Here is a 23,870-nt window from a genome sequence, read left to right as displayed (position 1 = left end):
GGCTGCGGTCAGGAGCCCCTCGGCCGGAGGAACTCCACCGCCCGGTCCGCCGGCAGTTCGGTGATCCTGCCGACCGCGCCGGTCGCCGGGTCGAGCACCTGAAGGGCGTCACCCTTCCCGTCGGCGGTACGCAGCCGCAGCAGCACCCCCTCCGGCAGGTACCCCAGCGGCTCGCTCCACCAGTCACGGGCAGCCGGCGGAGTCGGGCCGGGCCTCGGTGGGCCTGGCTGGTCGGAGTGCGGCAGGTCGAACCGGTAAACCGCCTTGCTGGTCAGGTCGACCCGGATCAGATCGCCGCCGTGGTCGAGCCCCGGCATGCCCTGCTCCGGGTCCGCCACCTCGACCACGCTGAACAGCAGCGACCGCCCGTCCGGGGAGAGCCTCGGCGCCTCGAAGCCCACGCTTTCCAGATGCCGCAGGTGCCGGCGCAGATCGAGCTGGATCGAGGTGGGTTCGGCGCCACTCGCCGGGTCGACGAGCCGGAGTTCGATGCTCGTCCGTCGGGTCGGCTCGTCCGGCATCCTGAGCAGCACCACCTCGCCGCCCGGCAGCACCGCGACTGGCCCCCACCGCCGGCCGTCCACGCCGGGAACCGGCCGCTGCTCGCCACTGGTGACGTCGAGCCGAAGCGGCGGGGCGTTCTCGTCGCGATTGTTGGTGAGCAGCAGCCAGCGGCTCTGCGGCGACCAGGTGGTCGGGGAGAACCCGTCCGCGAGCTGGTGCCGGGTGGTGCCGGTCAGGTCCCGGACGACGTACCGGCCGTCGCGCTGCTCGCCGAGCCAGCGGCCGTCCGGGGAGAGGGTTGGTTCGGTGTACGAGACGAGGAAGCCCGGTGAGGACGAGTCCTGCGCCGAGGTCGGCTCGGCGAGCCGGTGCTGCCGGCCGTCCTCGGTGAGCAGCACCGGTGCGATTTCCTCCCGCTGGCCATCGTAGACGAGTACGCCCCGGCCGACCGGACCGGTGGCCGGCAGCGGATCCGGTCCCGACGCCGGCAGGTCGAGCCGGTCCGGCAGCCAGTCGACGGTCGGCACCGCGACGGCCGTCTGCCCGACGGGCGGGTCCGGCCGCAGTCCGACGACCGCGACGGCGCCGAGGGCGACCACGGCCGCCGCGGCGGCCACCGGGGCCAGCCGGGCCACCCGACGGCGCCGCCGGGCCACCCGGACGGCACGCCCGGTCACGTCGTACGCCTTCGCCTGCTCGGCAACCTCATCGAGCAGGTTCCTCAACGTGCTCATCTGCCACCTCCATCGGGTCACGGATCAGTTCGGCGAGTTCCGGGGCGAGGGTCCGCAGCCGCCCGAGGGCATGGTTGGTCTGGCTCTTCACCGTGCCGACCGAGCAGCCGAGCACCGCCGCGGTCTCGGCCACCGAGAGGTCCTCGAAGAACCGCAGCACCAGCACCGCCCGCTGCCGCCAGGTGAGTCGGGCGAGAGCCCGCTGGAGGAGAAGCCGGGAGACCACGCCGTCGGCGCCGTCCCCGACCGGCCCGATCTCGGGTACGCCTTCGGCGGGCTGCACCACCTGCCGGCGCCACCTGCGCCAGGACAGGATCCGCTCGTTGTACATGACCCGCCGGACGTACGCCTCCGGGTCGCCGGTGGCGGCGACCCGCCGCCACCGCGCCGCGACCTTCACCAGCGCGGCCTGCAACAGGTCCTCGGCGTCGTGATGCCCCCCGGTCAACAGGTAGGCCACCCGGGACAACCGGACCAGCCGTGCCTCGACGAACTCCCGGAATCCAACGTCGTCCTCCACGATTCCTCCCGCCACAACTCGCTCTGCCGGTTACATGCCGGCGGACCGCGACAGGTTGGAACCGACTCCGAACCGCACATGATCACATACTTAGATATCTCCCTACTTCTATTAATTTCCCTTCGAGATCAGTAGCGTCACGTTAGCCATCGGTGGCGGGGGCCACCGGATTGATGGCACGACGGAGGGGGATACATGCGTCGAACGATCGCGATCCTGGCCGCCGGAACATTGGCGGTCGCAGGGTTGACACCGACCGGCGCCCAGGCTCGACCGAACACGGACGAGCACGACACGGGCGTTGCCACCAGCGCCCCGGCGATCGGCCTCGCCAAGGTGAAGCCGAGCGCCGCCAAGCAGCCGGCCGGGCCGAACCCGTTCCTGGCACTCCTGCCGGACCCGGCCAAGGCCGACTACGTCGGGTGGAAGAACTGGCTGATCAAGCAGGCCGACCAGCGGGCCGGGCTGCGGGCACAGCAGCGGGCGGTGGCCGCCGCACCGGTACTCGCCGACGAGGAGGAGCCGGCCGGGATCCGGGGTGGCAACGACACCCCGGCGACCGCACAGCGGATCACCGGATTCGGTACCGGCGCCAAGGACAACCCCCGGCTGCGCATCCTCGGCGCCCTCTCCCCGGAGCAGGTGGAGGCGACGGAGATCGCACCGAACCCGGAGGACGACGGCGCCATCCCGCTGGCCGGCGAGACCGGGGTCGGCACCACCGAGCAGGCCGTCACCACCACGGCCGCGATCGGGGACGGCCCGCACGGCAGCGCGGGCAGCGGCAACGGGGACTTCGACTTCTACGAGGTCACCGGCGTCGCCGGCCGGACCCTGACCGTCGACGTCGACACGCCGGCCGGTGAACTCGACTCGGTCGTCCTGCTCTACGACGCCGAGGGCGAGTTGATCGCACTCAACGACGACAGCCCGGAGGGACTGGACAGCCTGCTGGTGCACCAGTTCACCGCCGACGGCACCTACTACGTGGCGGTGGTCGGGTTCCCGACGATCCCGGCGGACCCGTTCGACTCCGCCAGCGGCGGCGGTGCCGGCACCGAGGGGCCGTACCAGGTCACCATCGGGACCGCCGAGCAGGACAGCGACTTCTTCGCCGTGAAACTGCGGCCGGGTGACGTCGTCGGCGCCTCTGTCGAGGGCTCGGCCGCCGGGATCACGGTCTACGATCCGGACGGCCGCGAGGTGCACGGGTCCGCCCAGGACGCCTCCGCCCTCTACCCGCCGAACAGCCCGCTGCCGGGCGGCGGAAACGCGGTCACCGAGCACGTGGCCGACAAGGCCGGCTGGCACTACGTCGGCGTGACCCTCGGCGACGGCATGTACGACATCACGGTCGAGGCGTACCGGTCGAAGCAGCAGCCACGGCAGACGCTCTTCCTCGACTTCGACGGCGCACGGATCAACACCGCCATCTTCGGCGGCCCGGGCGTACGCACCCTGAGCCCGATGCGCGCCTTCCTCGGCCGCTGGGGGCTGACCGCTGCCGACGAGAACGCGGTGATCGACGGCATCATCGCCGAGGTGCGGGAGAACCTCCGTCGGGACATGATCGAGAGCGGACTGAACGAGCGCTTCGACATCCGGATCCTGAACAGCCGGGACCACGCCGACCCGTTCGGACAGGCGAACGTCAGCCGGATCATCATCGGCGGCAGCATCGAGGAGTCGGGCGTACCGACCATCGGCATCGCGCAGTACATCGACCCGGGCAACTTCGGCACCGAGGACTCCGCACTGGTGCTGCTGGACGTGCTGAGCGAGCCGGCCGGTGACGACCCGTCGCTGAACACGTACATCACCGAGGACAGCAACCGGGTCGAGTTCGTCGGCCGGGCGGTGGGCAACGTGACGGCGCACGAGGCCGGGCACTTCTTCGGCAACTGGCACGTCGACCAGTTCAACGAGCAGGCGAACATCATGGACCAGGGCGGGAACTTCCCGCTGATGTTCGCGGTCGGCCCGGACGGCGTCGGCGGCACCGCCGACGACCCCGACGTCGACTTCGGCGAGGACACCTTCAACCCGGGCGAGGGCTTCACCGGTACCGAGGACACCCTCAGCCGGATCGTCTTCGGCGTCACCCGGTGACCGACGCCTAGCACGGCTCGACGTTCCACGGCGACACTCCACGGCGGCCCCTTCCGGTGCACAACGACCGGGAGGGGCCGCCGGCTGTTCCGGGCACACCGAACGCCACCGAAACCGTGGAAGTCGCCGGGCCTGCTGACCGGATCGTTCCGGATCGGGGCACGATGGTGTCTGCCGTCGTGGACGTCGAGCGGAGAGGATCGGTGGCATGTCATCGCGTGCACTCGTCGTCATCGACGTACAGGAGTCGTTCCGGCAGCGGCCGATCTGGGCGGCCAGCTCGAACCCCGACATCGTCAACCGGGTACGTCAACTGACCGAAGCGTTCCGGGCCTCCGGTGATCTCGTGGTCTGGGTACTGCACACCGAGCCCGGCACCGGCACCGTCTTCGACCCGGCGCTCGGCCACGTCCGGCTGATCGACGGCCTGGAAGCCGAGCCCGGTGAGCCGGTGCTGCACAAGACCTCGCACAACGCGTTCACCACCACCAACCTCCAGCAACTGCTGACCGAGGCGGGCGTGACGGAACTGGCGGTCTGCGGGATCCGCACCGAACAGTGCGTCGAGACCACCGCCCGACTCGCCAGCGATTTCGGCTACCAGGTGACGTTCGTGACCGACGCGACCGCGACGAACCCGATCGAGCACCCCGACGCCCCGCCCGGCCGTACCCTCGCCGAGATCCTCGCCGACCCGCGCACCCTCGGCGTCGACGAGATCGTCGCGCGTACCGAGTACGCGCTGGCCGGCCGCTTCGCCACCATCCGTACCGTGGCGGAGCTGACCGCCGAACGCGCGGAGTCGATCGTCGGGTGACAAGGGTCCTCTTCCTGCTCGCCGCCCGGTTGCACCTGCTCGACCTGGCGGGGCCGGCGCAGGCGTTCTCCACCGCCGCAGACCTCGGCGGCGGCTACGCCCTGCACTACGTCGGCGAGCAGGAGGAGGTCACCACCACCCAGGGCGTACCCCTGCGGGCCCGGACCGACTGGCCGGAGCTGGGCCCCGACGACCTGATCGTGGTCCCCGGCTGGCGTCCCGCCGACCGGCGAAGCTGGGCCGACCACCCCGGATTCACCGCCGCGACCCTGGATCGGCTGGGCCAGCACCACCGCCGGGGCGGCACGGTGGCCAGCGTCTGCGCCGGGGCGTTCGCGCTGGCCGGCGCCGGACTGCTGGACGGCCGGCGCTGCACCACCCACCACGACCTGGCCGAGGAGCTGGCCCGCCGGCATCCCCGGGCCGCCGTCGTCCGGGACGTGCTCTACGTCGTGGACGACCGCGTGGTCACCTCGGCCGGCATCGCCAGCGGGATCGACCTGGCCCTGCACCTGCTCGCCGTGCGGCACGGTCCCGGCTTCGCCGCCCGGGTGGCGCGGGAGATGGTCGTCTACGCCCGGCGCAACGGCGACGAGCGGCAGGCCAGCGCGATGCTGCGGCACCGGGGCCACATCAGCGACGTGGTGCACCGGGCGCAGGACGTCATCGACGCCCGCTTCGCGGACCGGCTGGCCCTGTCCGACCTGGCCGCCAGCGTCGGGGTCAGCGAACGGACCCTCACCCGCCTCTTCGTCCGGATCGTCGGGGTGACGCCGCTGCGCTACCAGCAACTGCTCCGGGTCGAACGCGCCGAGCACCTGATCGGGCACGGCGCCACCGTCGAGGCCGCCGCCCGGGCGGTCGGCTTCGGCGACGCCCGGATGCTGCGCCGGCTACGCAGCCGGGCCACGACCGTCTCGGCCCCGGATCAGCCCGGGAACGTACCGGGTTCCCAGCTCACCCCGTCCGCCGGTACGTTGCCGTAGCCCGGCGAGCGCGTCGGGGCAGGGCGACGGACGAGGCGAGGAGTACCGATGCGGTACGTACGGCTGGGCGGTTCGGGGTTGGAAGTGTCGAGCATCGTCCTCGGTTGCATGAGCTTCGGCGACCCGCAGCGCGGTACGCACTCCTGGTCGCTCGGTCTGGACGAGGCGCGCCCCTTCTTCCGGCAGGCGATCGAGGCCGGGATCACCACCTTCGACACCGCGAACGTCTACTCGCTCGGCACCAGCGAGGAGATCACCGGCCGGTTGCTCGGCGAGTTCGCCCGGCGCGACGAGGTGGTGATCGCCACCAAGGTGCACGGCCGGATGGGTCCGGGACCCAACGGCGGCGGGCTGTCCCGGGCGGCGATCCTCACCCAGGTCGACGAGAGCCTGCGCCGGCTGGGCACCGACTACATCGACCTCTACCAGATCCACCGGTACGACCCGGAGGTGCCGATCGAGGAGACGATGGAGGCACTGCACGATCTGGTACGGGCCGGCAAGGTGCGCTACCTCGGCGCGTCCTCGATGTGGACGTGGCAGTTCGCGCAGGCGCAGTACACCGCCGATCGCAATGGCTGGACCCGGTTCGTCTCCATGCAGGACCAGTACAACCTGATCATGCGGGAGGAGGAGCGGGAGATGCTGCCGTTCTGCCTCGACCAGGGCGTCGGGGTACTGCCCTGGAGTCCGCTGGCCCGGGGTCGGCTGACCCGGGACTGGGACGTCAGCACCACCCGCAGCGAGACGGACAACTTCGGCGGCACCCTCTACCGGCAGGCCGAGGAGGCGGACCGTCGGGTCGTCGGCGCGGTCGCCGAGGTGGCCACCGAGCTCGGGGTACCCCGGGCCCAGGTCGCGCTCGCCTGGCTGCTGCACCAGCCGGCGGTGACCGCCCCGATCGTCGGAGCGACGAAGCCCGAACACATCACCGACGCGGTCGCCGCGGTCGCACTCACGCTCGGCGAGGACGAACTGCGTCGGCTCGGCGAACACTATGTACCGCACGCCCCGGAAGGCTTCTGACCCTTCCGCCGTCCGGTGGTCACTGCCGGGTTGCGGACCCGGGTCGGCCAGAAGTGTCGAGGCGGGACGCTCGGCTCCGATCTCTGGAAGTCAGGCGCGGATGGTCGACGTCGGGCTCGACGGTCCGCAGAGGTGAGGAGCCGAGAAATGAAGTACATGCTGTTGATCCACAGCAACCCGCAGAACTGGGGTCATCCGACCTTCCTCTACACGGCGCAGGCGCAGGCGATGTCGCTCGAGGAGCGGGTCGAGCTGTCCCGAGAGCTGGAGACGCTGCTGGCGGAGATCACTGAATCGGGCGAACTGGTGACCGCGGAGGCGCTGCCGGATCCGGCCCGTACCCGGACCGTCCGGAGCCGCGACGGGGTGCCGACGGTCACCGACGGGCCGTTCGTCGAGGCCAAGGAGCAGTTCGCCGGCTTCTTCATCGTCGACTGCGAGACTCCGGAACGGGCGACGGAGATCGCTGCCCGGTTCCCTGACATCCGCTTCGGCGGCGCGGTGGAGATACGTCCGCTCATGGAGCGGTCCGGCCAGGAGATGTGAGGACCGGACGCTGCCATGCAGCCTGAGGAGGCCGTCGAGGACCTGCTACGCCGGTTGGCGCCGCGGGTCCTCGCCGCGCTCGTCCGGCACTACGGAAACTTCGAGGCCGCCGAGGACGCGGTCCAGGAGGCGCTGCTGGCCGCCGCGACGCAGTGGCCCGACAGCGGGGTACCGGAAAGTCCGCTCGGTTGGCTGATCCGGGTCGCCTCCCGCCGGCTGACCGACGAGCTGCGCAGCGACCTGGCCCGTCGCCGCCGGGAGGCGACGGTGGTGGCCAACGCCGTGCCGGACGAGATGTTCGCACCCCCCGCCGATCTCGCCGACCCGCGCGATTCGGACGACACGCTCACCCTGCTGGTGCTCTGCTGCCATCCGAGCCTCACCCCCGCCTCCCGGATCGCGTTGACGCTGCGGGCGGTGGGTGGTCTGACCACCGTCGAGATCGCCAGGGCGTTCCTGGTTCCCGAGACGACCATGGCGCAGCGGATCAGTCGCGCCAAGCAGCGGATCAGGGCGGCCGGCGCGCGGTTCCATCTGCCGCCGGTGGAGGAGCGGGCGGAACGGTTCCGGGCGGTGCTGCACGTGCTGTACCTGATCTTCAACGAGGGCTACACCGCCACGACCGGCCCGGACGTGCACCGGGCCGACCTGGCCGTCGAGGCGATCCGGCTCACCCAGACAGTCTCCCGGATACTGCCCGACGATGGCGAGGTCGCCGGACTTCTCGCGCTGATGCTGCTCACCGACGCGCGGCGGCCGGCGCGTACCGGCCCGGACGGCAGGCTGGTTCCGCTGGCCGAGCAGGACCGGAGCAGGTGGAACCGGGGGTACGTCGACGAGGGGTTGGCGATCGTCACCCGTACGCTCGCCCGCGCGCCGCTCGGGCCGTACCAGGTCCAGGCCGCGATCGCCGCGGTACACGCGGAGGCCGACCGTGCCGAGCAGACCGACTGGCCGCAGATACTCGCGCTCTACCAGATCCTCGAACGCCTGGCACCGAACCCGATGGTGACGCTCAACCACGCGGTGGCGGCGGCGATGGCCCAGGGGCCACAGGTCGGACTGGCCCTGCTCGCACCGCTCGACAACGATGAACGGGTCGCCGGGCACCACCGTCTGCACGCCGTCCGGGCCCACCTGCTGGAGTTGGCCGGCGACGCCATGGGTGCCCGGGAGAGCTATCTCGTCGCTGCCCGGCTGACCACCAGCCTGCCGGAGCAGGAGTACCTGCAGAACCGCGCGGCTCGGCTGGCATAGCGGCGCGGCGGCGACCGCCCGGCCCACGGCGGTGGGCGAGCACGCTCGTTACGGCCGTTCCGCCTCGGGGTCGTTCGGTTCCGGGTCGCTCACGATGTCGCCGGACGCCTCGATCGCCCTGATGAAGCGACGGAACATCGGCCAAGGCACGGTCCCGAAGCCGTGGATGGTGAGAGCGACACCGTCCCCGGTTTCGGGGACGAAGGGACCACTGTCCGGGGAGGCGTCGGGTATGCGGACCTCGATGTAGTCGTTGCGCTCGGCCTCGGGCTTGACCTCGTACAGCTCGTAGCACCAGGCGTCATGCTCGGCGAGGTGGAACGAGTTGACCTCGAACCGTTGGCCGTCGTGCCACCAGACGTTGTTGGCGGAGAGAGGTTCGGCATCCCGGGTTGGCGCGGCCTCGTCGTCCACCAGGTCGCCCGAGGACTCGACCAGGTCGAGGAACCGGCGTAGGACAGGCCAGGGCGCTTCACCTCGGCCGAGGTGGACCACGGCGAGGCGGGCGGGCTCGGGGGTGAAGGGGCCATCGTCCGGGGTTGCGTCGGGAATGGCGACAGCGATGTGTGGTCCGGTGCCTGGTGCTCCGCTCAGTCCGTCAAGCTCGTAGCGCCACGCGTCCTCGGGCAGGCAGTAGAAGGAGACGATGTCGTAATGCTTGCCACCGTGAGACCAGATTTCCACAGCAGGATGCTCACACAAGCGCTCGTTGTACGCGCCAGAGATATTCGGGACCGGGATCGATCAAAGAAGGTGTGGTGGAGCCGAGGGGACTCGAACCCCTAACCCCTGCCTTGCAAAGGCAGTGCTCTGCCAGTTGAGCTACGGCCCCGGGCGGGACGATGCCGCCCCGGGGGATGGCAGTCCGGGTCGACGGTCCTACCGCAGGTCGGGCGCGGTGGTGGCCTCGTGCCAGAGAGCGCGCTCGTCGTTGGATTCCCTGACCTTCTTGTAGACCAGGGCCGCGACACCCACCACGCCGACAACGAGCAGGATCTTCTTCAACATGGACGTATCCTCACGCTCGACGAGCTGTCGGACGGTATGAAGTGGGGCTAGATGGAATCGAACCATCGACCTCAGAGTTATCAGCTCTGCGCTCTAACCGACTGAGCTATAGCCCCCCGTTGCGACGAGCAAGGTTACCGTACCTCCGGCGCCGACCCCAACTCGGGGGGCGGCGGTTCGGAACGCGAGCCGTCGACCAGCTATGACGCAGACCGTACCCGAATGGCGAACGCCGGGGCCACCGCTTTGCGGCGCGGCGCCCCGGCGTCGGCGAGGTTGCTGTGCTGTCGTTCAGTCGCGCTCGGCGAGGGTGAGCTCGACGCCGCCGACCAGGTCGGCGCAGACGTTGTAGATGAACGCACCGAGGGTGGCGAGCGCGGTGAAGAGCACCACGTTCACCAGCCCGATCAGGCCGGAGGTGAGGATGACGCCCTTGGCGGTGATCTGGAAGGTGTTGCCGCCCTGGCCGCCGCTCGCGCTGATCATGTCGGTCAGGGTGCCGTTCACGCTGTCGAAGACCCCCATGGCGTCGAGCGCCAGATAGAGCACGGAGGTCGCGACGATCACCACGATGAACAACACGAGCGAGACGGCGAAGGAGAACTTCATCACAGACCAGGGATCGATCCGCTTGAGGTTCAGCCGGGCGCGGCGGGGGCCGCGTGAGGCGGCGGAGCTGACGGTACTGCGGGCGGCGCGGACCGCCTCGGTCACCCGGGCCGCACCAACCGCGCCGGCACCAGCCCCGGCCCCAGCCCCAGCCCCCGGGGCGGCGACCCCGACACCCGCGCCAGGGGCTCCGGGAGCGCCTGCCCCGGGGCGCGCCGTCGTGCCGCCGAGACCGAAGCGATTCGAGGTACCCGATGCCTGGGCGGTCCCGCCGGCCCGCCCCAGCCGGAACGTGCTCTGCGACGCACCGCTGATCGGTTGGGTCGCCTCGGCACCGGTCGCGGCGGCACCTGTGGAACCGGGCCGGCTGGGAATCCGCTCGGTACGGTTCGGGTCGCCGGAGGGCTCCAGCCGGCTCGTCACGGTCGCATCGCTCTTGCCCGCCTGACTGTTGCCCGCCTGATCGGAGCGGTTCACCCCGGAGCTGCTGCCTCTCGAAGCCGCGCCGGTCGCCGCCGGAGACGTCGCGGCGGTCGCGGCTTCCGTCGTGGCAGGCGCCGGCTTGCCGGCCTCGGCCGCCTCGGTCGACGGCGTCGTCGACCCCTCGGGCAGCTGGTCGGGTGGCGGCGGCATGCCCGGCGCCCGGGTGAACTTGGGGGACGGCGTGTCGGCGCTGACCATCGCCCGGCCGACGGCCGCGCGGCCGGTCGCGGATGCACCGCCTGCGGCGGCCTCCTCGTCGACCGGGTTGGTCGAGGTCCCCGCAGCCCCCGACTTCGCCTGTGTCTCCGTCATCAACTAGTCCTGTTCGTCAGGCTCGTCGGCATTGCGAGCAATCGCCACAATAGTCACGCCGTCTGGTAGGTCCATCAGTTTGACCCCCATTGTGTTCCGATCACGCGTTCGGCGTACAGGCTTCACTGGAGTCCGGATCACACCGCCGTTGCTGGTGATGGCGAACAGCTCGTCGTCCGGGCTGATGACGACCGCGCCGACCAGACCGCCGCGGCGCTCCGTGATCTTCGCGGTCAGCACCCCTTTACCTCCCCTACCCTGCACGGGGTATTCCTCGATCGGGGTACGTTTCGCGTAACCCCCGTTCGTCGCCACGAGGACATCGAGATCCATGCCCTCGCGGACCACCTCCATCGCCAGCAGCACGTCGTCGTCGGTGAACCGCATCCCGATCACGCCCGAGGTGGCCCGACCCATCGGCCGGAGCGCCTCGTCGGTGGCGTTGAACCGGATCGCCTGCGCCTTCTTGGACACCAGCAGGAGGTCGTCCCCGGGTCCCGCAAGCGCCGCTCCGACCAGCTCGTCCTCGTCGCGGAGGTTGATCGCGATGATGCCGCCGGAGCGGTTGGAATCGAACTCCTCCAACCTCGTCTTCTTGACCAGACCATTCCTGGTGGCCAGTACCAGGTACGGCGCGACCTGGTAGTCCGGAATCTCGATCACCTGGGCGATCTGCTCGTCAGGCTGGAAGGCAAGCAGATTGGCCACGTGCTGGCCTCTCGCCACCCTACTGGCCTCCGGCAACTCGTACGCCTTGGCCCGGTACACCCTCCCCTTATTGGTGAAGAAGAGCATCCAGTCGTGCGTGGAGCAGACGAAGAAGTTGCTGACGATATCGTCCTGGCGCAGTGTCGCGCCACTGACCCCCTTGCCGCCCCGGCGCTGCGAACGGTAGAGGTCGACCTTGGTCCGCTTGGCGTACCCGGTCCGGGTGATCGTGACCACCACGTCCTCGCGGGCGATCAGGTCCTCCATCGAGACCTCGCCCTCGAAGGGCACGATCTTGGTCCGCCGCTCGTCGCCCCACTTGGCCACGATCTCGCCGAGTTCCTCGGAGACGATCTTCCGCTGCCGCTCCGGCTTGGCGAGGATGTCCTTGAGGTCGGCGATCTCCAGCTCGATCTTGGCCAGCTCGTCGATGATCTTCTGGCGTTCCAGCGCGGCGAGCCGGCGGAGCTGCATGTCCAGGATCGCGGTGGCCTGCACCTCGTCGATGTCGAGGAGCTGGATCAGGCCCTGCCTGGCCTCCTCCACCGTGGGCGAGCGCCGGATCAGCGCGATGACCTCGTCGAGCGCGTCCAACGCCTTGACCAGACCCCGCAGGATGTGCGCCCGTTCCTCGGCCTTGCGCAACCGGTACGCCGTCCGCCGCCGGATCACGTCGATCTGGTGCTCGACGTAGTACCGGATGAACTGGGCCAGGTTGAGCGTGCGCGGCACCCCGTCGACCAGGGCCAGCATGTTGGCGCCGAAGGTCTCCTGAAGCTGGGTGTGCTTGTAGAGGTTGTTCAGCACCACCTTGGCGACCGCGTCGCGCTTGAGCACCAGCACGATCCGCATACCGGTACGCCCGGAGGACTCGTCCCGGATGTCGGCGATCCCGGCGAGCTTGCCCTCCTTGATCAGCTCGGCGATCCGCTCGGCGAGGTTGTCGGGGTTGACCTGGTACGGCAGCTCGGTGACGACGAGGCTCGTCCGGCCCCTCTTGTCCTCCTCCACCTCCACCACCGCGCGCATCCGGATCGAGCCCCGCCCGGTCCGGTACGCGTCCTGGATCGGGGTGGTCCCGACGATCAGCCCGTGGGTCGGGAAGTCCGGCCCCTTGACGATCCCGATCAACTCGTCGAGCGTGGTGGCCTCGTCGGCGTCCGGGTTCTCCAGGCACCACTGCACCGCGGCGGCGATCTCCCGCAGGTTGTGCGGCGGGATCTTGGTGGCCATGCCGACCGCGATGCCCTCGGAACCGTTCACCAGCAGGTTCGGGATCCGGGACGGCAGGATCGTCGGCTCCTTGGCCCGGCCGTCGTAGTTGTCCTGGAAGTCGACGGTGTCCTCGTCGATGTCCCGGAGCATCTCCATCGCCAGCGGGTCGAGCTTGCATTCGGTGTTGTGGCTGACGAACCCGTTGCTGACGAAGGAGTGGTCGTCGGTGTCTACCCGCAGGCTGTAAACGGGCTGTACGCCCGCGTCGACGATTTCGGCGACCTCGGCGTAGTAGAACCGGCCGTCCACCAGCGGCTCGACGACGTCGCGCACCTCCCGTTCGGTGATCCGAGCCGCGATCTCGGCCCGGTCCCGCTCCCAGCGCTCGATCCGGTCGACGTTGTGGCGACGCAGCCAGTCCCGCTCGGTCCAGCGCTGTGCGCCGTGCTCCCGGATGAAATCGCCGACGTACGGCACGTGGTCACCCGACAACGCCGTGCTGGTTGCCGGCACGCTCGCCAGCTCAGACTCCAGCTTCGCCTGCTTGCGGCCGAGGAAGCCGACCCGCTGCGCGAACAGCCGGGCGTCTCGGCGGTTGGTCACCACGACCTTGGTCTCACCGTTGTCGTACCGGCACTGTCGGCTGACCACGCCGAACTCCAGCAGCAACTGCTGGACCTCGCGGGCCAGCCGCTCGCTGCGGGTCGAGTACGAGATCTGCATGGTGTTGCGGGGCAGCAGCGACGAGGATCCGTCGCCCTCGAAGAGCGCCTGGAGGAAGGCGCGCTTGACCGCTGCCGGCCCCTGCCAGACGAACTCCGGCACGAACTTCGCCGCACTCCGTGCCCCAACCAGCTCGCCCAGAGCTGTATCTGAAAGCTGCCTGACACCTGCCCGCAGGCGATACAGCGTCTTACCAGAGGTCATTCGCTCCTCGAAGAACCACCGCTTACCGCCTACCGCAAGGTCGAACGCAGCAACGACCCGAGTGAAGAAGGCTTTGTCTACATTGGCAAACTCCACCCATTGGTCGGAAATCCAGCCTTCGCTGACAAGTGCGCCGGCCAGGACCGCCGCCTCGACGTGCTCCAGCATCGGGTAGCCGATCTCGTCCGGCACCGTCCGCTGAAGCACCACCCGGTCACCAGGGCGGACCTCGGCCAGCAACTTCCAGAGCAGGGTCGGCACCCCGGCCACCGCCACCAGGCAGAGCACCGGGTGGTTGTGCGTACCGGTCAGCTCATAGCCCTCGCGGGTGCGCAGCCGCAACGTCGGGTGCTCGCCGGAGTGGAAGAACTTCGAGGCCCGGACCAGGTCGCCGTTGCGGTCCCGGACCTTGAGGTCGATGTCGGTCTCGGAGCTGGGCGCGGCACCGGGAACGATCTGGTCGATCCGCACCGTTCCCTCGGCGGCACGAATTCGGGCATTTCCGCTGATACAGTAACGCATCGCGGCAGCCGGGTCATTTCCGGGCGAACCAAAGTTGCCGTTGCCGTCGACCAGCGGGTAGCGCAGCGACCAGGTCTGGGCCATCCGGACCAGTGCGTCGTAGATCGCAGAGTCGCCGTGCGGGTGGAACTGACCCATCACGTCGCCGACCACCCGGGAGCACTTCACGTACCCACGGTCCGGGCGGTAGCCGGAGTCGAACATCGCGTAGAGGATCTTCCGGTGTACGGGCTTGAGCCCGTCCCGTACGTCCGGCAGCGCCCGCCCGACGATCACGCTCATCGCGTAGTCGAGGTAGGAGCGCTGCATCTCCACCTCGAGCCCGACCGGCTCGATCCGGTCGTGCTGGGCCACCGCGCTCGCGGCCGCTTCCTGCTCCGGCTCGTTAGCGGAGGACTCGGGAGTATCCGTCACTGTCAACCCTTATCAGACTCAAAGCCGCATTCCGCTGTGGATAACGGCTGTGGAAACCGTGAAAGCTGTGGATAACTGTGTGGAACGGCGGTCCCGGCTGGCCGTTCGGCCGATGCGGGAGCCGCCGTGCCGCCACTAGATGTCGAGGAACCGGACGTCCTTGGCGTTGCGCTGGATGAACGAGCGGCGTGCCTCCACGTCCTCGCCCATCAGGACGCTGAACAGCTCGTCCGCGGTCGCCGCGTCGTCCAGGGTGACCTGGCGGAGGGTACGCGTGGCCGGGTTCATCGTGGTCTCCCACAACTCTGGGTAGTTCATCTCGCCGAGACCCTTGAACCGCTGGATGTCATCCGGCTTGGCGTTCGCCTTCTTCTGCTGCCGCAGCGCGATCAGCCCGTCCCGCTCCCGGTCGGAGTAGGCGTACTGGGCGTCGTCGCCCTTCCGGTTCCACTTGATCTTGTAGAGCGGCGGCGCCGCCAGGTAGACGTGCCCCAGCTCCACCAGCGGCCGCATGAACCGGAACAGCAGGGTCAGCAGCAGGGTCTGGATGTGCTGGCCGTCGACGTCGGCGTCGGCCATCAGCACGATCTTGTGATAGCGCAGCTTCTCGATGTCGAAGTCGTCGTGGATGCCGGTACCGAGCGCGGTGATCAGCGCCTGGACCTCGTTGTTCTTCAACACCCGGTCGATCCGGGCCTTCTCCACGTTGAGGATCTTGCCCCGGATCGGCAGGATCGCCTGGGTCCTCGGGTCCCGGCCCTGCTTCGCCGAACCGCCCGCCGAGTCACCCTCGACGATGAAGACCTCGGACTCGCGCGGGTCGGTGGACTGGCAGTCGGCGAGCTTGCCCGGCATCGAACCGGACTCCAGCAGCGACTTGCGCCGGGCCAGCTTGCGGGCCTGCTGGGCCGCGATCCGGGCCCGGGCCGCCTGGGTGGCCTTGGTGATGATCAGCTTCGCCTCGGCCGGGTTGCGGTCGAACCAGTCGACCAGCCACTCGTTGCAGACCCGCTGCACGAAGCTCTTCACCGGGGTGTTGCCGAGCTTGGTCTTGGTCTGCCCCTCGAACTGCGGGTTGGTCAGCTTGACCGAGATGATCGCGGCGAGCCCTTCCCGGATGTCCTCGCCGGAGAGCTTCTCGTCATTCTTGAGCAGCTTCTTGTCCGCGCCGTACCGGTTGACCACGCTGGTCAACGCGGCCCGGAAGCCCTCCTCGTGGGTACCGCCCTCGTGCGTGTTGATGGTGTTGGCGAAGGTGTAGACCGACTCGCCGTACGACTCGTTCCACTGCATGGCGATCTCGACCGACATGCCCTCGCTCTCCTCCTCGGCCCCGAACTCGACCACCGTCTTGTGGATCGGGTTCTTCGAGGCGTTGAGGTGCCGGACGAAGTCGGAGATGCCGCCCTTGTAGCAGAAGGTCACCTCACGCGGTTTGCCGTCATCCTCCTGCACCCGCTCGTCGCGGAGTTGGATGGTCAGCCCCCGGTTGAGGAAGGCGTACTCCTGGATGCGCCGGTAGATCGTCTCGAAGGCGAAGTCGACGGTCTCGAAGACCGACGGGTCCGGCCAGAACGAGACCGACGAGCCGGTGGTGTTGGTGGTCTCGCCCTTCTCCAGCGGGGAGGGCTTGGAGTTGGCGTAGCTCTGCCGCCAGACGTAACCGTCCTTGTGGATCTCCACGAACATCCGGGTGGAGAGCGCGTTGACCACCGACACGCCGACGCCGTGCAGGCCGCCGGAGACCGCGTACGCCTTGCCGTCGAACTTGCCGCCCGCGTGCAGGACGGTCAGCGCCACCTCGACGCCCGGCTTCTTCAGCTTCGGATGCAGGTCGACCGGGAAGCCCCGGCCGTTGTCTGTGACCCGGACGCCGCCGTCGGCGAGCAGCACCACCTCGATGGTGTCGCAGTAGCCGGCGAGCGCCTCGTCCACCGCGTTGTCCACGACCTCCCAGACCAGGTGGTGCAGACCGCGTTCACCAGTCGATCCGATGTACATACCGGGCCGCTTGCGGACGGCCTCCAGGCCCTCCAGAACGGTGATCGACTCGGCGCCGTACTCCTGCTTCTTCTGCGCTGCCACCTTGGCCACTTTCTCGCGCCGCCCACACCGTGCGATGCGGGAGCGCGGGTTTGGTGGGCGGCCCGCGACCGGGCGCGTGGGCCGGCACCACGAGGAACTCCGGGGTACGGTCGAACGCGCCGGTCGCCGCGGTTGCCCACGGATCGCGATCGGCTCGGACCCGGCGCGGCGCCGGCCGGACCGTTTCGGGCCCGGGTCCCGCTCCACACCGTGTCGTCGTCTCGCCGTCAATCCTACTGTGCCCGGATGACACATTGGGTATGCGGCACCCCTGCGCGGCGCCCTCAGACCCACGTAGACGGCCGTACCCCCTCGCCCACGACTCCCCCCACACGCCCGGGATTGAATCGGGGGCGGTTTCCGGGATCGTCGCGTCCTCACCTGCCGACACCCCCCAACCTGGTCGTTCCCGCCCAGCCGGGGCGAGCCGGGACGCAGCGTCGCGGCGTACCCCGCCCGGGGGTCGCGCGGAGGGTGAGCGGTGCCGTAACTTGGCGACGCCGGAAGTAAGCTCCGTGGCCAGGATGCCCGGTAAGAGCATCGGACGGTCCATCCGACCGGTTTCGTCAGGTGCATGGAGAGGTGACGCCCGATGGGGCTGGACAACGTCGCGGTGCGCTGGCCGCGAACCGGCCGCTTCTACGATCCGGTCGCCCCGGCCGAGTTCGTCGACTTCGGCGAGCTGGCCGACGCGCCCGAGGTGGCCGCGCCGACTGCGGCGCTGGCCGGATACATCGCCAAGAACGGCTCGGTCCGGGCGACCGCCTACACCGAACTGGTCGACCTGCTGCTCGGGCTGAACGGGGTGCTCTACGCCACCGAGGCCGCCGCCGAGGACGAGGACCCGGTGATCGACCCCGACGGCTGCGCCTGGATCGCCGGCGGCCTGGAGCGGTTCGTGGACGGGCACCGGGCACACGGCGAGTCGGTGACCTTCGACACGGTCAGCGCCGTACTCCGGGCCGCGCTGGCCGACGGCCGTCTGGCGGAACAGCAACTGCGCTGGCTGGACAGCCGCCTCGACGCGCTGCGCGACGAGTCCGGCGCTCCGCCGCAGTGGAGCTTCCCCCGCTCCGAGCTGGCCGTGCTGGCCGGCTTCTACCGCAGGTGCGCCGAACGCGGCTTCGCCGTCTACGCCGACTCCTGACCGTCGACCCGCCGCCGGCACCCCCGTTCGACATCCCCTCCGCCGAACAGCCATGTCATAGCTGGTCCGAATTACTAATTACGCACCAGTACGCCGTGACGCAGCTCATCGCCCCCTGAACGGCGACGCAGCGCAGCAGCAACACTCGAACGTCACTCGGAAAGCAACGCTCCGATGACGGTCAGTCACGGCGCCGGGACGTACGCTCCGCCCTCGCCGCCAGCAACGGGGAGGGTTCGCAGCCTTGCGTACGACCTTCGGGGCGCTGCGCCACCGGAACTTCCGGATCTGGGCCGGCGCCGGCCTGGTCTCGGTGATCGGCACCTGGATGCAGGTGCTCGGAGTCAACTGGTACGTCCTCCAGCAGACCGGCTCGGCCACCTCCATGGGCCTGGCGGTGCTGCTCCAGGCGCTGCCCACCCTGCTGCTCAGCGGCTGGGGCGGGGCACTCGCGGACCGGCTGCCCGCCCGACCGCTGCTGGTCGCCACCCAGTTCGGGCACGCCGGGCTCGCCGCCGGCCTGGCCGCGGTGGCCTGGTCGGACACGCCACAGATGTCGACGATCTATCTGATCTCGCTGGTCAGCGGCGTGCTCTCGGCGCTCGAAGGACCGGTGATGGGCCGGTACGGCTCGACAATGGTGCACCGGGAGAGCCTCGGCAACGCCCTCGCCCTGGGCTCGCTCGGCAACTCCGCCGGGCGGATCCTCGGCATGAGCGTCGGTGCCGTAGTGGTGGCCGCCACCGGGCCGGCACTGCTGTTCGTGATCAACTCCATCAGCTTCACCGCCGTGGTCGCCGCGCTGCTCGCCGTACGCCAGCGGGAGCTGTACCAGCCGGAGGCCGGCCCGCCGGAACGGGGCGACGCCCGGCACGGCGTACGCGCCGGACTGCGCTACCTCTGCCGGCAGCCGGTCGTACTCATCGCCCTGGCCCTCGCCTTCGTCCTCGGCAGCCTGGGCCGCAACTACCAGGTCACCATGGCGGCGATGAGCGCCGGCCCGCTCGGCGGCGGGGCCGGCGGCTACGGGCTGCTCTCCACGGTCTTCGCGGTCGGCACCGTACTCGGTGCGGTGGCCGCCGCCCGCAGCCGCGACCTCAGCTACCGGCTGCTGGTCGGCGCCGGGGTGGCCGCCAGCGTGTTGCAGGCCGTCGCCGGGCTGGCCCCCGGGATCTGGACCTTCGCCGCCGCGATCCTGCCGATCGCCGCCGCCGCGGTGATCATCGACACCACCGTGGGCACCCGGGCCCAGCTCGACACCGACGGCGCCATGCGGGGTCGGGTGCTGGCCGCGATCGCGGTCACCGGCTCGGTTGCCGCCGCCGTCGGCGCCCCGCTCCTCGGCTGGCTCTCCGAGCACGTCGGTCCCCGGCAGACCCTGGTGCTCGCCGGATGCCTCGGACTGCTCGCCTCGATCTGGGCCGGTGCCGCGCTGTCCCGCCGGCAGCCGGCGGCCGTCCGTTCCGCCACACGCCGATCCACCCCGCGCTGGCTCACCCCGCGCCGGCTCGCACCGCGGCGACGCGCGCTGCCGGCCGCCCGATCCGCCGCCGCCCGGCGCCGGACCACGGCTGGCCGGGGCCGAATCACGGTCGCCCGGCGTCGGATCGCGTTCGGCCGGCTCACCCGGCGCCTGCCGTCGGTCCGGCTCAGCCGTAGGTGTCCCGAGGGCCACGTCCTCGTACCCGCCGTGGACCCCGCGACCAGGACGGTGCCGTCGGGCCGTGCACGTGCAGCCGACGAACCACGCCGTGCCCGACCTCGGCTGCGATCCGCCGCAGCAGCGAACCGGCGAGCAGCCGCAGCTGCGTCGCCCACGCAGTCGACTCCGCCTCGACCGTGAGTTCACCGTTCTCCAGCTTCACCGGTCGGCTGTGCTCGGCCACGTCCGGGCCGACCACCCGCTCCCAGGCACCGAAGACGGTCGCCTCGGCGGCCGGCTGCTGCCAGCCCCGGGCCTTCACCAGCCGGGCCAGCACCGTACCGAGCAACTGCGGATCTCGGGGGTCCGGCCCCGGCCCGGAGTAGCCGCGCGGGCGGCGCCGCTGCCCGCCCGGCCGGCCGGCCGTCGAGCCGGCGCCGCCGGACCCGCCCGCCGCGCCGTCGGCCGCCGACTCCGCGTCCAGATCCGCTCCGCCGGGGGTACGTCGACGCGGGGCGGGCCCCTTGCGTTTGGCGAGCGCGGCGTCGAGTACCGCCCGGGCCAGCGCCGGACCGGCCAGGTCACCGTCTCCGGCCGCCGGTGCCGGAGCGGCCTCCGCCGGCCGGGGTGTCTCTGGATCAGTCGGCACGGCGCACCTGCCCCTCGGAGACCTCGTAGCGGGCGCCCCGCAGCGCCTGCGGCACGTCGTCGGCGACCGCGCAGGTGACCAGGAGCTGACTGGCCCCGGCAACCAGCTCGGCCAGGCGCTCCCGGCGACCGCTGTCCAGTTCGGCGAAGACGTCGTCGAGCACCAGCACCGGTTCGACGCCGTCGGCGCGGAGCAGGTCGTAGGCGGCGAGCCGGAGCGCCAGCGCGTACGACCAGGACTCGCCGTGGCTCGCGTACCCCCGGGCCGGGAGCGAGCCCAACGTCAACGTCAGCTCGTCGCGGTGCGGCCCGACCAGCGTCATGCCACGATCGATCTCCGCCGGTCGAGCCTGCGCGAGCGCGGTCGACAGGGCCGCCTCCAGAGCCGACCGGTCCGGTACCGGGTCGGTCAGCTCCACCGACGGCCGGTACGCGATCGACGCCGCGCCCCGCCCGGCCGCCACCGCGTCGTACGCCTTTGTCACGTGCGGGCCGAGCGCGGCGACCAGCTCCAGCCGGCCGGCCAGCAGCTCCGCCCCGTGCCGGGCCAGGTGGGTGTCCCAGACCGCGAGGGTCGACAGGTCCCCGCCCTCGGCCGGGCGCTCGGCGTCGGGCCGGGCGGCCCGTCCCCGCCCGCCGGCGGTCTTCCGGGCCAGATAGGAGGTACGCAGCAACGCGTTGCGTTGCTTCACCACCCGCTCGTAGTCGGCGCGGACGGCGGCGTACCGGGGCATCCGGGTGACCAGCAGGTCGTCCAGGTAACGCCGGCGCTCGGCCGGGTCACCCCGAACCAGCTCCAGGTCCTCCGGAGCGAAGAGGACCAGCCGCAGCGCGCCGAGCACGTCCCGGGCGCGGCGGGCCGGTGAGCGGTTCAACCGGGCCCGGTTGGCCCGCCCGGGGGCGATCTCCAACTCGACGAGAAGTTCCCGGCCCTCGTGCACGATCGCGCACCGCAGCACCGCCGTCGCGGCGCCGGCCCGGACCAGCGGGGCGTCGGTGGCGACCCGGTGGCTGTCAAGCGTCGCCACGTAGCCGAGCGCCTCGACGAGGTTGGTCTTGCCCACCCCGTTCGGGCCGACGAGGACGTTCCCACCCGGCTCCAGGTCGACGCCGACCCGCTCGTACGAGCGGAAGTCGACCAGTTCGAGCCGGCGGACGTACACCGGTCAGTGCTTGCGTACGGCGTGCCCGCCGAACTGCTGTCGCAGTGCGGAGACGGCCTTCAGCGCGGGCGAGTCGTCCTGGCGGGAACCGAACCGGGCGAAGAGCGAAGCGGCGATGACGTTCAGCGGTACGGCGAGCCGGACCGCCTCGTCCACCGTCCAGCGACCCTCGCCGGTGTCCTCGGTGTAGTCGCTGAGCTGGGAGAGTTCCGGATCCTCCTCGAGGGCCCGGTCGAGCAGGTCGAGCAGCCAGGACCGGACGACGGTGCCCTCCCGCCAGGACTTGATCACACCGGGCACGTTCGTCACCAGCTCGGAGGCGGTGAGCAGCTCGTAGCCCTCGGCGTAGGCGTGCATCAGGCCGTACTCGATGCCGTTGTGCACCATCTTGGCGTAGTGCCCGGCGCCGACCGGCCCGGAGTGTACGAAGCCGAACTCGCCCGCCGGCTTGAGCGCGTCGAAGATCGGCATCAACCGCTCGACGTGCCGCTCGTCGCCGCCGACCATCAGGCCGTAGCCGTTCTCCCGGCCCCAGACGCCGCCGGAGACCCCGACGTCGATGTAGCCGAGGCCGTGCCGGTCGAGCTTCTCCGCCCGGGGCAGGTCGTCGCTGAACCGGGAGTTCCCGCCGTCGATCACGATGTCTCCGGCGGAGAGCACCTCGATCAGCCCGTCGACCGTCGGCTCGGTGTACTGCACCGGCACCATCACCCAGACCGCCCGGGGTGCGGCCAGCTTCTCGGCCAGCTCCGCCAGGCTGGCCACGTCGGAGAGCGCCGGGTTCTGGTCGTAGCCGATCACTTCGTGTCCGGCGGCGCGCAGTCGTTCGCGCATGTTGCCGCCCATCCGGCCGAGCCCCACCAGGCCGAGTTGCATGAACTTTCCTTCCAGAACCGGTGCGATCAGCGGGTGACCCGGATCGGCATGATCAGATAGCGGTAGCCGGGGATGATCTCCCCGTCCTCGCCGGAGGGCGAGATCACCGCGGGCTTGAAGGCGTCGACGAAGGTGAAGACCGCCAGCGCCGAGCCAAGGTTCTGGAGTCCGTCGATCAGGTACTGCGGGTTGAAGCCGATGGTCAGCGGCTCGCCGGTGAACGTGGCGTCCATCGCCTCGCTCGCCCGGGCCTCCTCGGTGCTGCCGGCCTCGACCACCAGGCCGTCCGAGCTGAAGTTGAGCAGCACCGGCGTGGTCCGGCCGCCGACCAGCGACACCCGCTTGACGACCTCGACGAGCGCGGCGACCGAGACCCGGGCCTCCGCGTTGGAGCTGGCCGGGAAGAGCGAGCGCACCGGCGGGTAGTTGGCGCCGTCCAGCAGCCGGCTGGTGGTCCGGCGGGTGCCACCGGCGAACCCGATCAGCCCCTCACCGGCGGCCCCCTGGGAGAGCGCCATCGTGACGTCGCCGCCGAGCGGACCGAGGGCCTTGGCGGTGTCGTGCAGGGTCCGGGCCGGCACCAGCGCGTTGATGCTGACCTCCGGGTCGTCCGGCCGCCAGTCGATCTCGCGCAGGGCCAGCCGGTACCGGTCGGTGGCGAGCATCGACAGGGTCGTGCCGTTCAGCTCGATGCGTACGCCGGTCATCATCGGCAGCGTCTCGTCCCGGCCGGCGGCAATCGCGACCTGGCCGACCGCGGCGGCGAAGGTGGCCGCGTCGATGGTGCCGGCGCTGCCCGGCATCTCCGGCAGGGTCGGGTAGTCCTCGACCGGCATCGTCGGCAGGGTGAACCGGGCGCTGCCGCAGACCAGCTCCAGGTGCGCTCCGGCGGCGGCGATGTCGACCGGCTTGGCCGGCAGCGCCTTGGTGATCTCCGCCAGCAGCCGGCCGGAGACCAGCGCGGCACCCTCCGCCTCGCTCTGCACGTCGACGGTCACCTGGCTGGAGACCTCGTAGTCGAAGCCCGAGACGTGCAGCCCGCCCTCGCCGACCCGCAGCAGTACGCCGGCCAGCACCGGCACCGAGGGACGGTTGGGCAGACTCTTCGCGGTCCACGCCACGGCGTCGGCGAGCGCGTCACGCTCCACGCGGAACTTCATGCCATGCCTCCGGATCGACGTCAGCGACAACTGTCTCATGCCGGCGGCTGCCTTCCGGCCCCGCCAACCGTGCGGGTCTGCATCGCACCTTAGGACCCGGCCGCATCGGCTGTGCGCCCGACCCCGGCACTTCGACAGATCCTGACCCCTGGGTACGACGGTTCAAAAGAGTCCACAGGATGCCCAACGCCGATGATTGGTTTTTGTTCTCTTGAAGAGATAACTCAATCGTCTTCATCGGTGCTGTGCAAACTGTGGAGAAGCAGCCTCTTGCCTGGTCAGCGGGTTGTCCACCGGTGTGCGGGGTGTGGACAACAGGGGTCGGAACGGGTCTCGCGATCCACAGGCGCCGCCGGGGGCGGAGTTATCCACGCCTGTCCACCGGTTGTCCACCGGGTTACCCACCGGCTTTTCCCCATCTGTGGGCACAGCCGTCGGAAGATCGACATACA

General features: G+C 70.4%; 18 protein-coding genes, 2 tRNA genes and 1 pseudogene. 8 read left to right on the top strand and 13 right to left on the bottom strand.

Annotated features, from left to right (window positions below; translation table 11 throughout):
* Window positions 1-8 precede the first annotated feature (8 nt).
* Together CLT71_RS22520 and CLT71_RS22515 are read right to left on the bottom strand one after the other, a co-directional pair.
* Window positions 9-1,238: a tolB family protein gene (locus tag CLT71_RS22520; protein WP_101368849.1), complete on the bottom strand. Its 1,230-nt coding sequence runs from the start codon at window positions 1,236-1,238 to the stop codon at window positions 9-11.
* On the bottom strand, window positions 1,210-1,758 hold the full coding sequence (locus CLT71_RS22515; RefSeq protein WP_101368848.1) for a SigE family RNA polymerase sigma factor: 549 nt from the start codon (window positions 1,756-1,758) through the stop codon (window positions 1,210-1,212). The genes CLT71_RS22520 and CLT71_RS22515 overlap by 29 nt, the downstream gene beginning before the upstream one ends.
* A gap of 195 nt (window positions 1,759-1,953) precedes the next feature.
* On the opposite strand from CLT71_RS22515, the gene CLT71_RS22510 reads away from it, so the two are divergent.
* The 6 genes from CLT71_RS22510 to CLT71_RS22485 all read left to right on the top strand — a co-directional run bounded on the left by CLT71_RS22510 (window position 1,954) and on the right by CLT71_RS22485 (window position 8,499).
* The gene (locus CLT71_RS22510; protein ID WP_101368847.1) at window positions 1,954-3,867 is read left to right on the top strand and encodes a PPC domain-containing protein; all 1,914 of its coding nucleotides are present in this window, start codon (window positions 1,954-1,956) and stop codon (window positions 3,865-3,867) included.
* Window positions 3,868-4,075: 208 nt separating this feature from the next.
* Window positions 4,076-4,684, top strand: coding sequence for an isochorismatase family protein (locus CLT71_RS22505; protein WP_101368846.1), 609 nt, complete (start codon window positions 4,076-4,078; stop codon window positions 4,682-4,684).
* Window positions 4,681-5,670 (top strand): DJ-1/PfpI family protein, encoded by a 990-nt coding sequence (locus CLT71_RS22500; protein WP_101368845.1) that lies wholly within the window; start codon window positions 4,681-4,683, stop codon window positions 5,668-5,670. Before CLT71_RS22505 ends, CLT71_RS22500 begins: the two co-directional genes overlap by 4 nt.
* Window positions 5,671-5,718: 48 nt before the next feature.
* Window positions 5,719-6,696: an aldo/keto reductase gene (locus tag CLT71_RS22495; protein WP_101368844.1), complete on the top strand. Its 978-nt coding sequence runs from the start codon at window positions 5,719-5,721 to the stop codon at window positions 6,694-6,696.
* A gap of 147 nt (window positions 6,697-6,843) precedes the next feature.
* A complete protein-coding gene (locus tag CLT71_RS22490; RefSeq protein WP_101368843.1) occupies window positions 6,844-7,242 on the top strand; it encodes a YciI family protein in 399 nt (132 codons plus the stop codon).
* 15 nt (window positions 7,243-7,257) lie between these two features.
* Window positions 7,258-8,499 (top strand): sigma-70 family RNA polymerase sigma factor, encoded by a 1,242-nt coding sequence (locus CLT71_RS22485; RefSeq protein WP_101368842.1) that lies wholly within the window; start codon window positions 7,258-7,260, stop codon window positions 8,497-8,499.
* A 48-nt stretch (window positions 8,500-8,547) separates the two neighbouring features.
* Here the strand turns inward: CLT71_RS22485 and CLT71_RS22480 are convergent, their stop codons facing one another.
* The 7 genes from CLT71_RS22480 to gyrB form a co-directional block, all read right to left on the bottom strand.
* The gene (locus CLT71_RS22480) at window positions 8,548-9,183 is read right to left on the bottom strand and encodes a hypothetical protein (RefSeq protein WP_101368841.1); all 636 of its coding nucleotides are present in this window, start codon (window positions 9,181-9,183) and stop codon (window positions 8,548-8,550) included.
* Window positions 9,184-9,255: 72 nt separating this feature from the next.
* A tRNA-Ala gene (locus CLT71_RS22475) sits at window positions 9,256-9,331 on the bottom strand.
* Window positions 9,332-9,378: 47 nt separating this feature from the next.
* Window positions 9,379-9,507, bottom strand: a complete 129-nt coding sequence (locus CLT71_RS38165) for a DLW-39 family protein (protein ID WP_234359542.1) — start codon at window positions 9,505-9,507, stop codon at window positions 9,379-9,381.
* Window positions 9,508-9,549: 42 nt separating this feature from the next.
* Window positions 9,550-9,623 (bottom strand) — tRNA-Ile (locus CLT71_RS22470).
* A 175-nt stretch (window positions 9,624-9,798) separates the two neighbouring features.
* On the bottom strand, window positions 9,799-10,911 hold the full coding sequence (locus CLT71_RS22465) for a DUF3566 domain-containing protein (protein ID WP_101368840.1): 1,113 nt from the start codon (window positions 10,909-10,911) through the stop codon (window positions 9,799-9,801).
* A 3-nt stretch (window positions 10,912-10,914) separates the two neighbouring features.
* On the bottom strand, window positions 10,915-14,697 hold the full coding sequence (gene gyrA, locus CLT71_RS22460) for an intein-containing DNA gyrase subunit A (RefSeq protein WP_101371694.1): 3,783 nt from the start codon (window positions 14,695-14,697) through the stop codon (window positions 10,915-10,917).
* Window positions 14,698-14,832: 135 nt separating this feature from the next.
* Window positions 14,833-16,782 (bottom strand): DNA topoisomerase (ATP-hydrolyzing) subunit B, encoded by a 1,950-nt coding sequence (gene gyrB / locus CLT71_RS22455; protein WP_101371693.1) that lies wholly within the window; start codon window positions 16,780-16,782, stop codon window positions 14,833-14,835.
* Window positions 16,783-17,374: 592 nt separating this feature from the next.
* On the opposite strand from gyrB, the gene CLT71_RS22450 reads away from it, so the two are divergent.
* Entirely contained in the window at window positions 17,375-17,929 is a 555-nt protein-coding gene (locus CLT71_RS22450) for a hypothetical protein (protein WP_101368839.1), read from the top strand.
* Between the two features lie 244 nt (window positions 17,930-18,173).
* Window positions 18,174-19,379: pseudogene (locus tag CLT71_RS38160) on the top strand (MFS transporter); the annotation flags it as partial.
* A gap of 199 nt (window positions 19,380-19,578) precedes the next feature.
* Here the strand turns inward: CLT71_RS38160 and CLT71_RS22440 are convergent.
* The 4 genes from CLT71_RS22440 to dnaN are packed head-to-tail and all read right to left on the bottom strand — an operon-like array spanning window position 19,579 to window position 23,418.
* A complete protein-coding gene (locus tag CLT71_RS22440; protein WP_101368838.1) occupies window positions 19,579-20,220 on the bottom strand; it encodes a DciA family protein in 642 nt (213 codons plus the stop codon).
* Window positions 20,210-21,382, bottom strand: coding sequence for a DNA replication/repair protein RecF (recF, locus tag CLT71_RS22435; RefSeq protein WP_101368837.1), 1,173 nt, complete (start codon window positions 21,380-21,382; stop codon window positions 20,210-20,212). The genes CLT71_RS22440 and recF overlap by 11 nt, the downstream gene beginning before the upstream one ends.
* A gap of 3 nt (window positions 21,383-21,385) precedes the next feature.
* Window positions 21,386-22,258, bottom strand: a complete 873-nt coding sequence (gnd, locus tag CLT71_RS22430) for a phosphogluconate dehydrogenase (NAD(+)-dependent, decarboxylating) (protein ID WP_101368836.1) — start codon at window positions 22,256-22,258, stop codon at window positions 21,386-21,388.
* 26 nt (window positions 22,259-22,284) lie between these two features.
* On the bottom strand, window positions 22,285-23,418 hold the full coding sequence (dnaN, locus tag CLT71_RS22425; protein WP_101368835.1) for a DNA polymerase III subunit beta: 1,134 nt from the start codon (window positions 23,416-23,418) through the stop codon (window positions 22,285-22,287).
* Window positions 23,419-23,870 lie beyond the last annotated feature (452 nt).

It is taken from the genome of Plantactinospora sp. CNZ320 (assembly GCF_002846275.1).
Note: the sequence above shows the minus strand (reverse complement) of the source record. Positions and strands in the feature narration are given on the sequence as shown.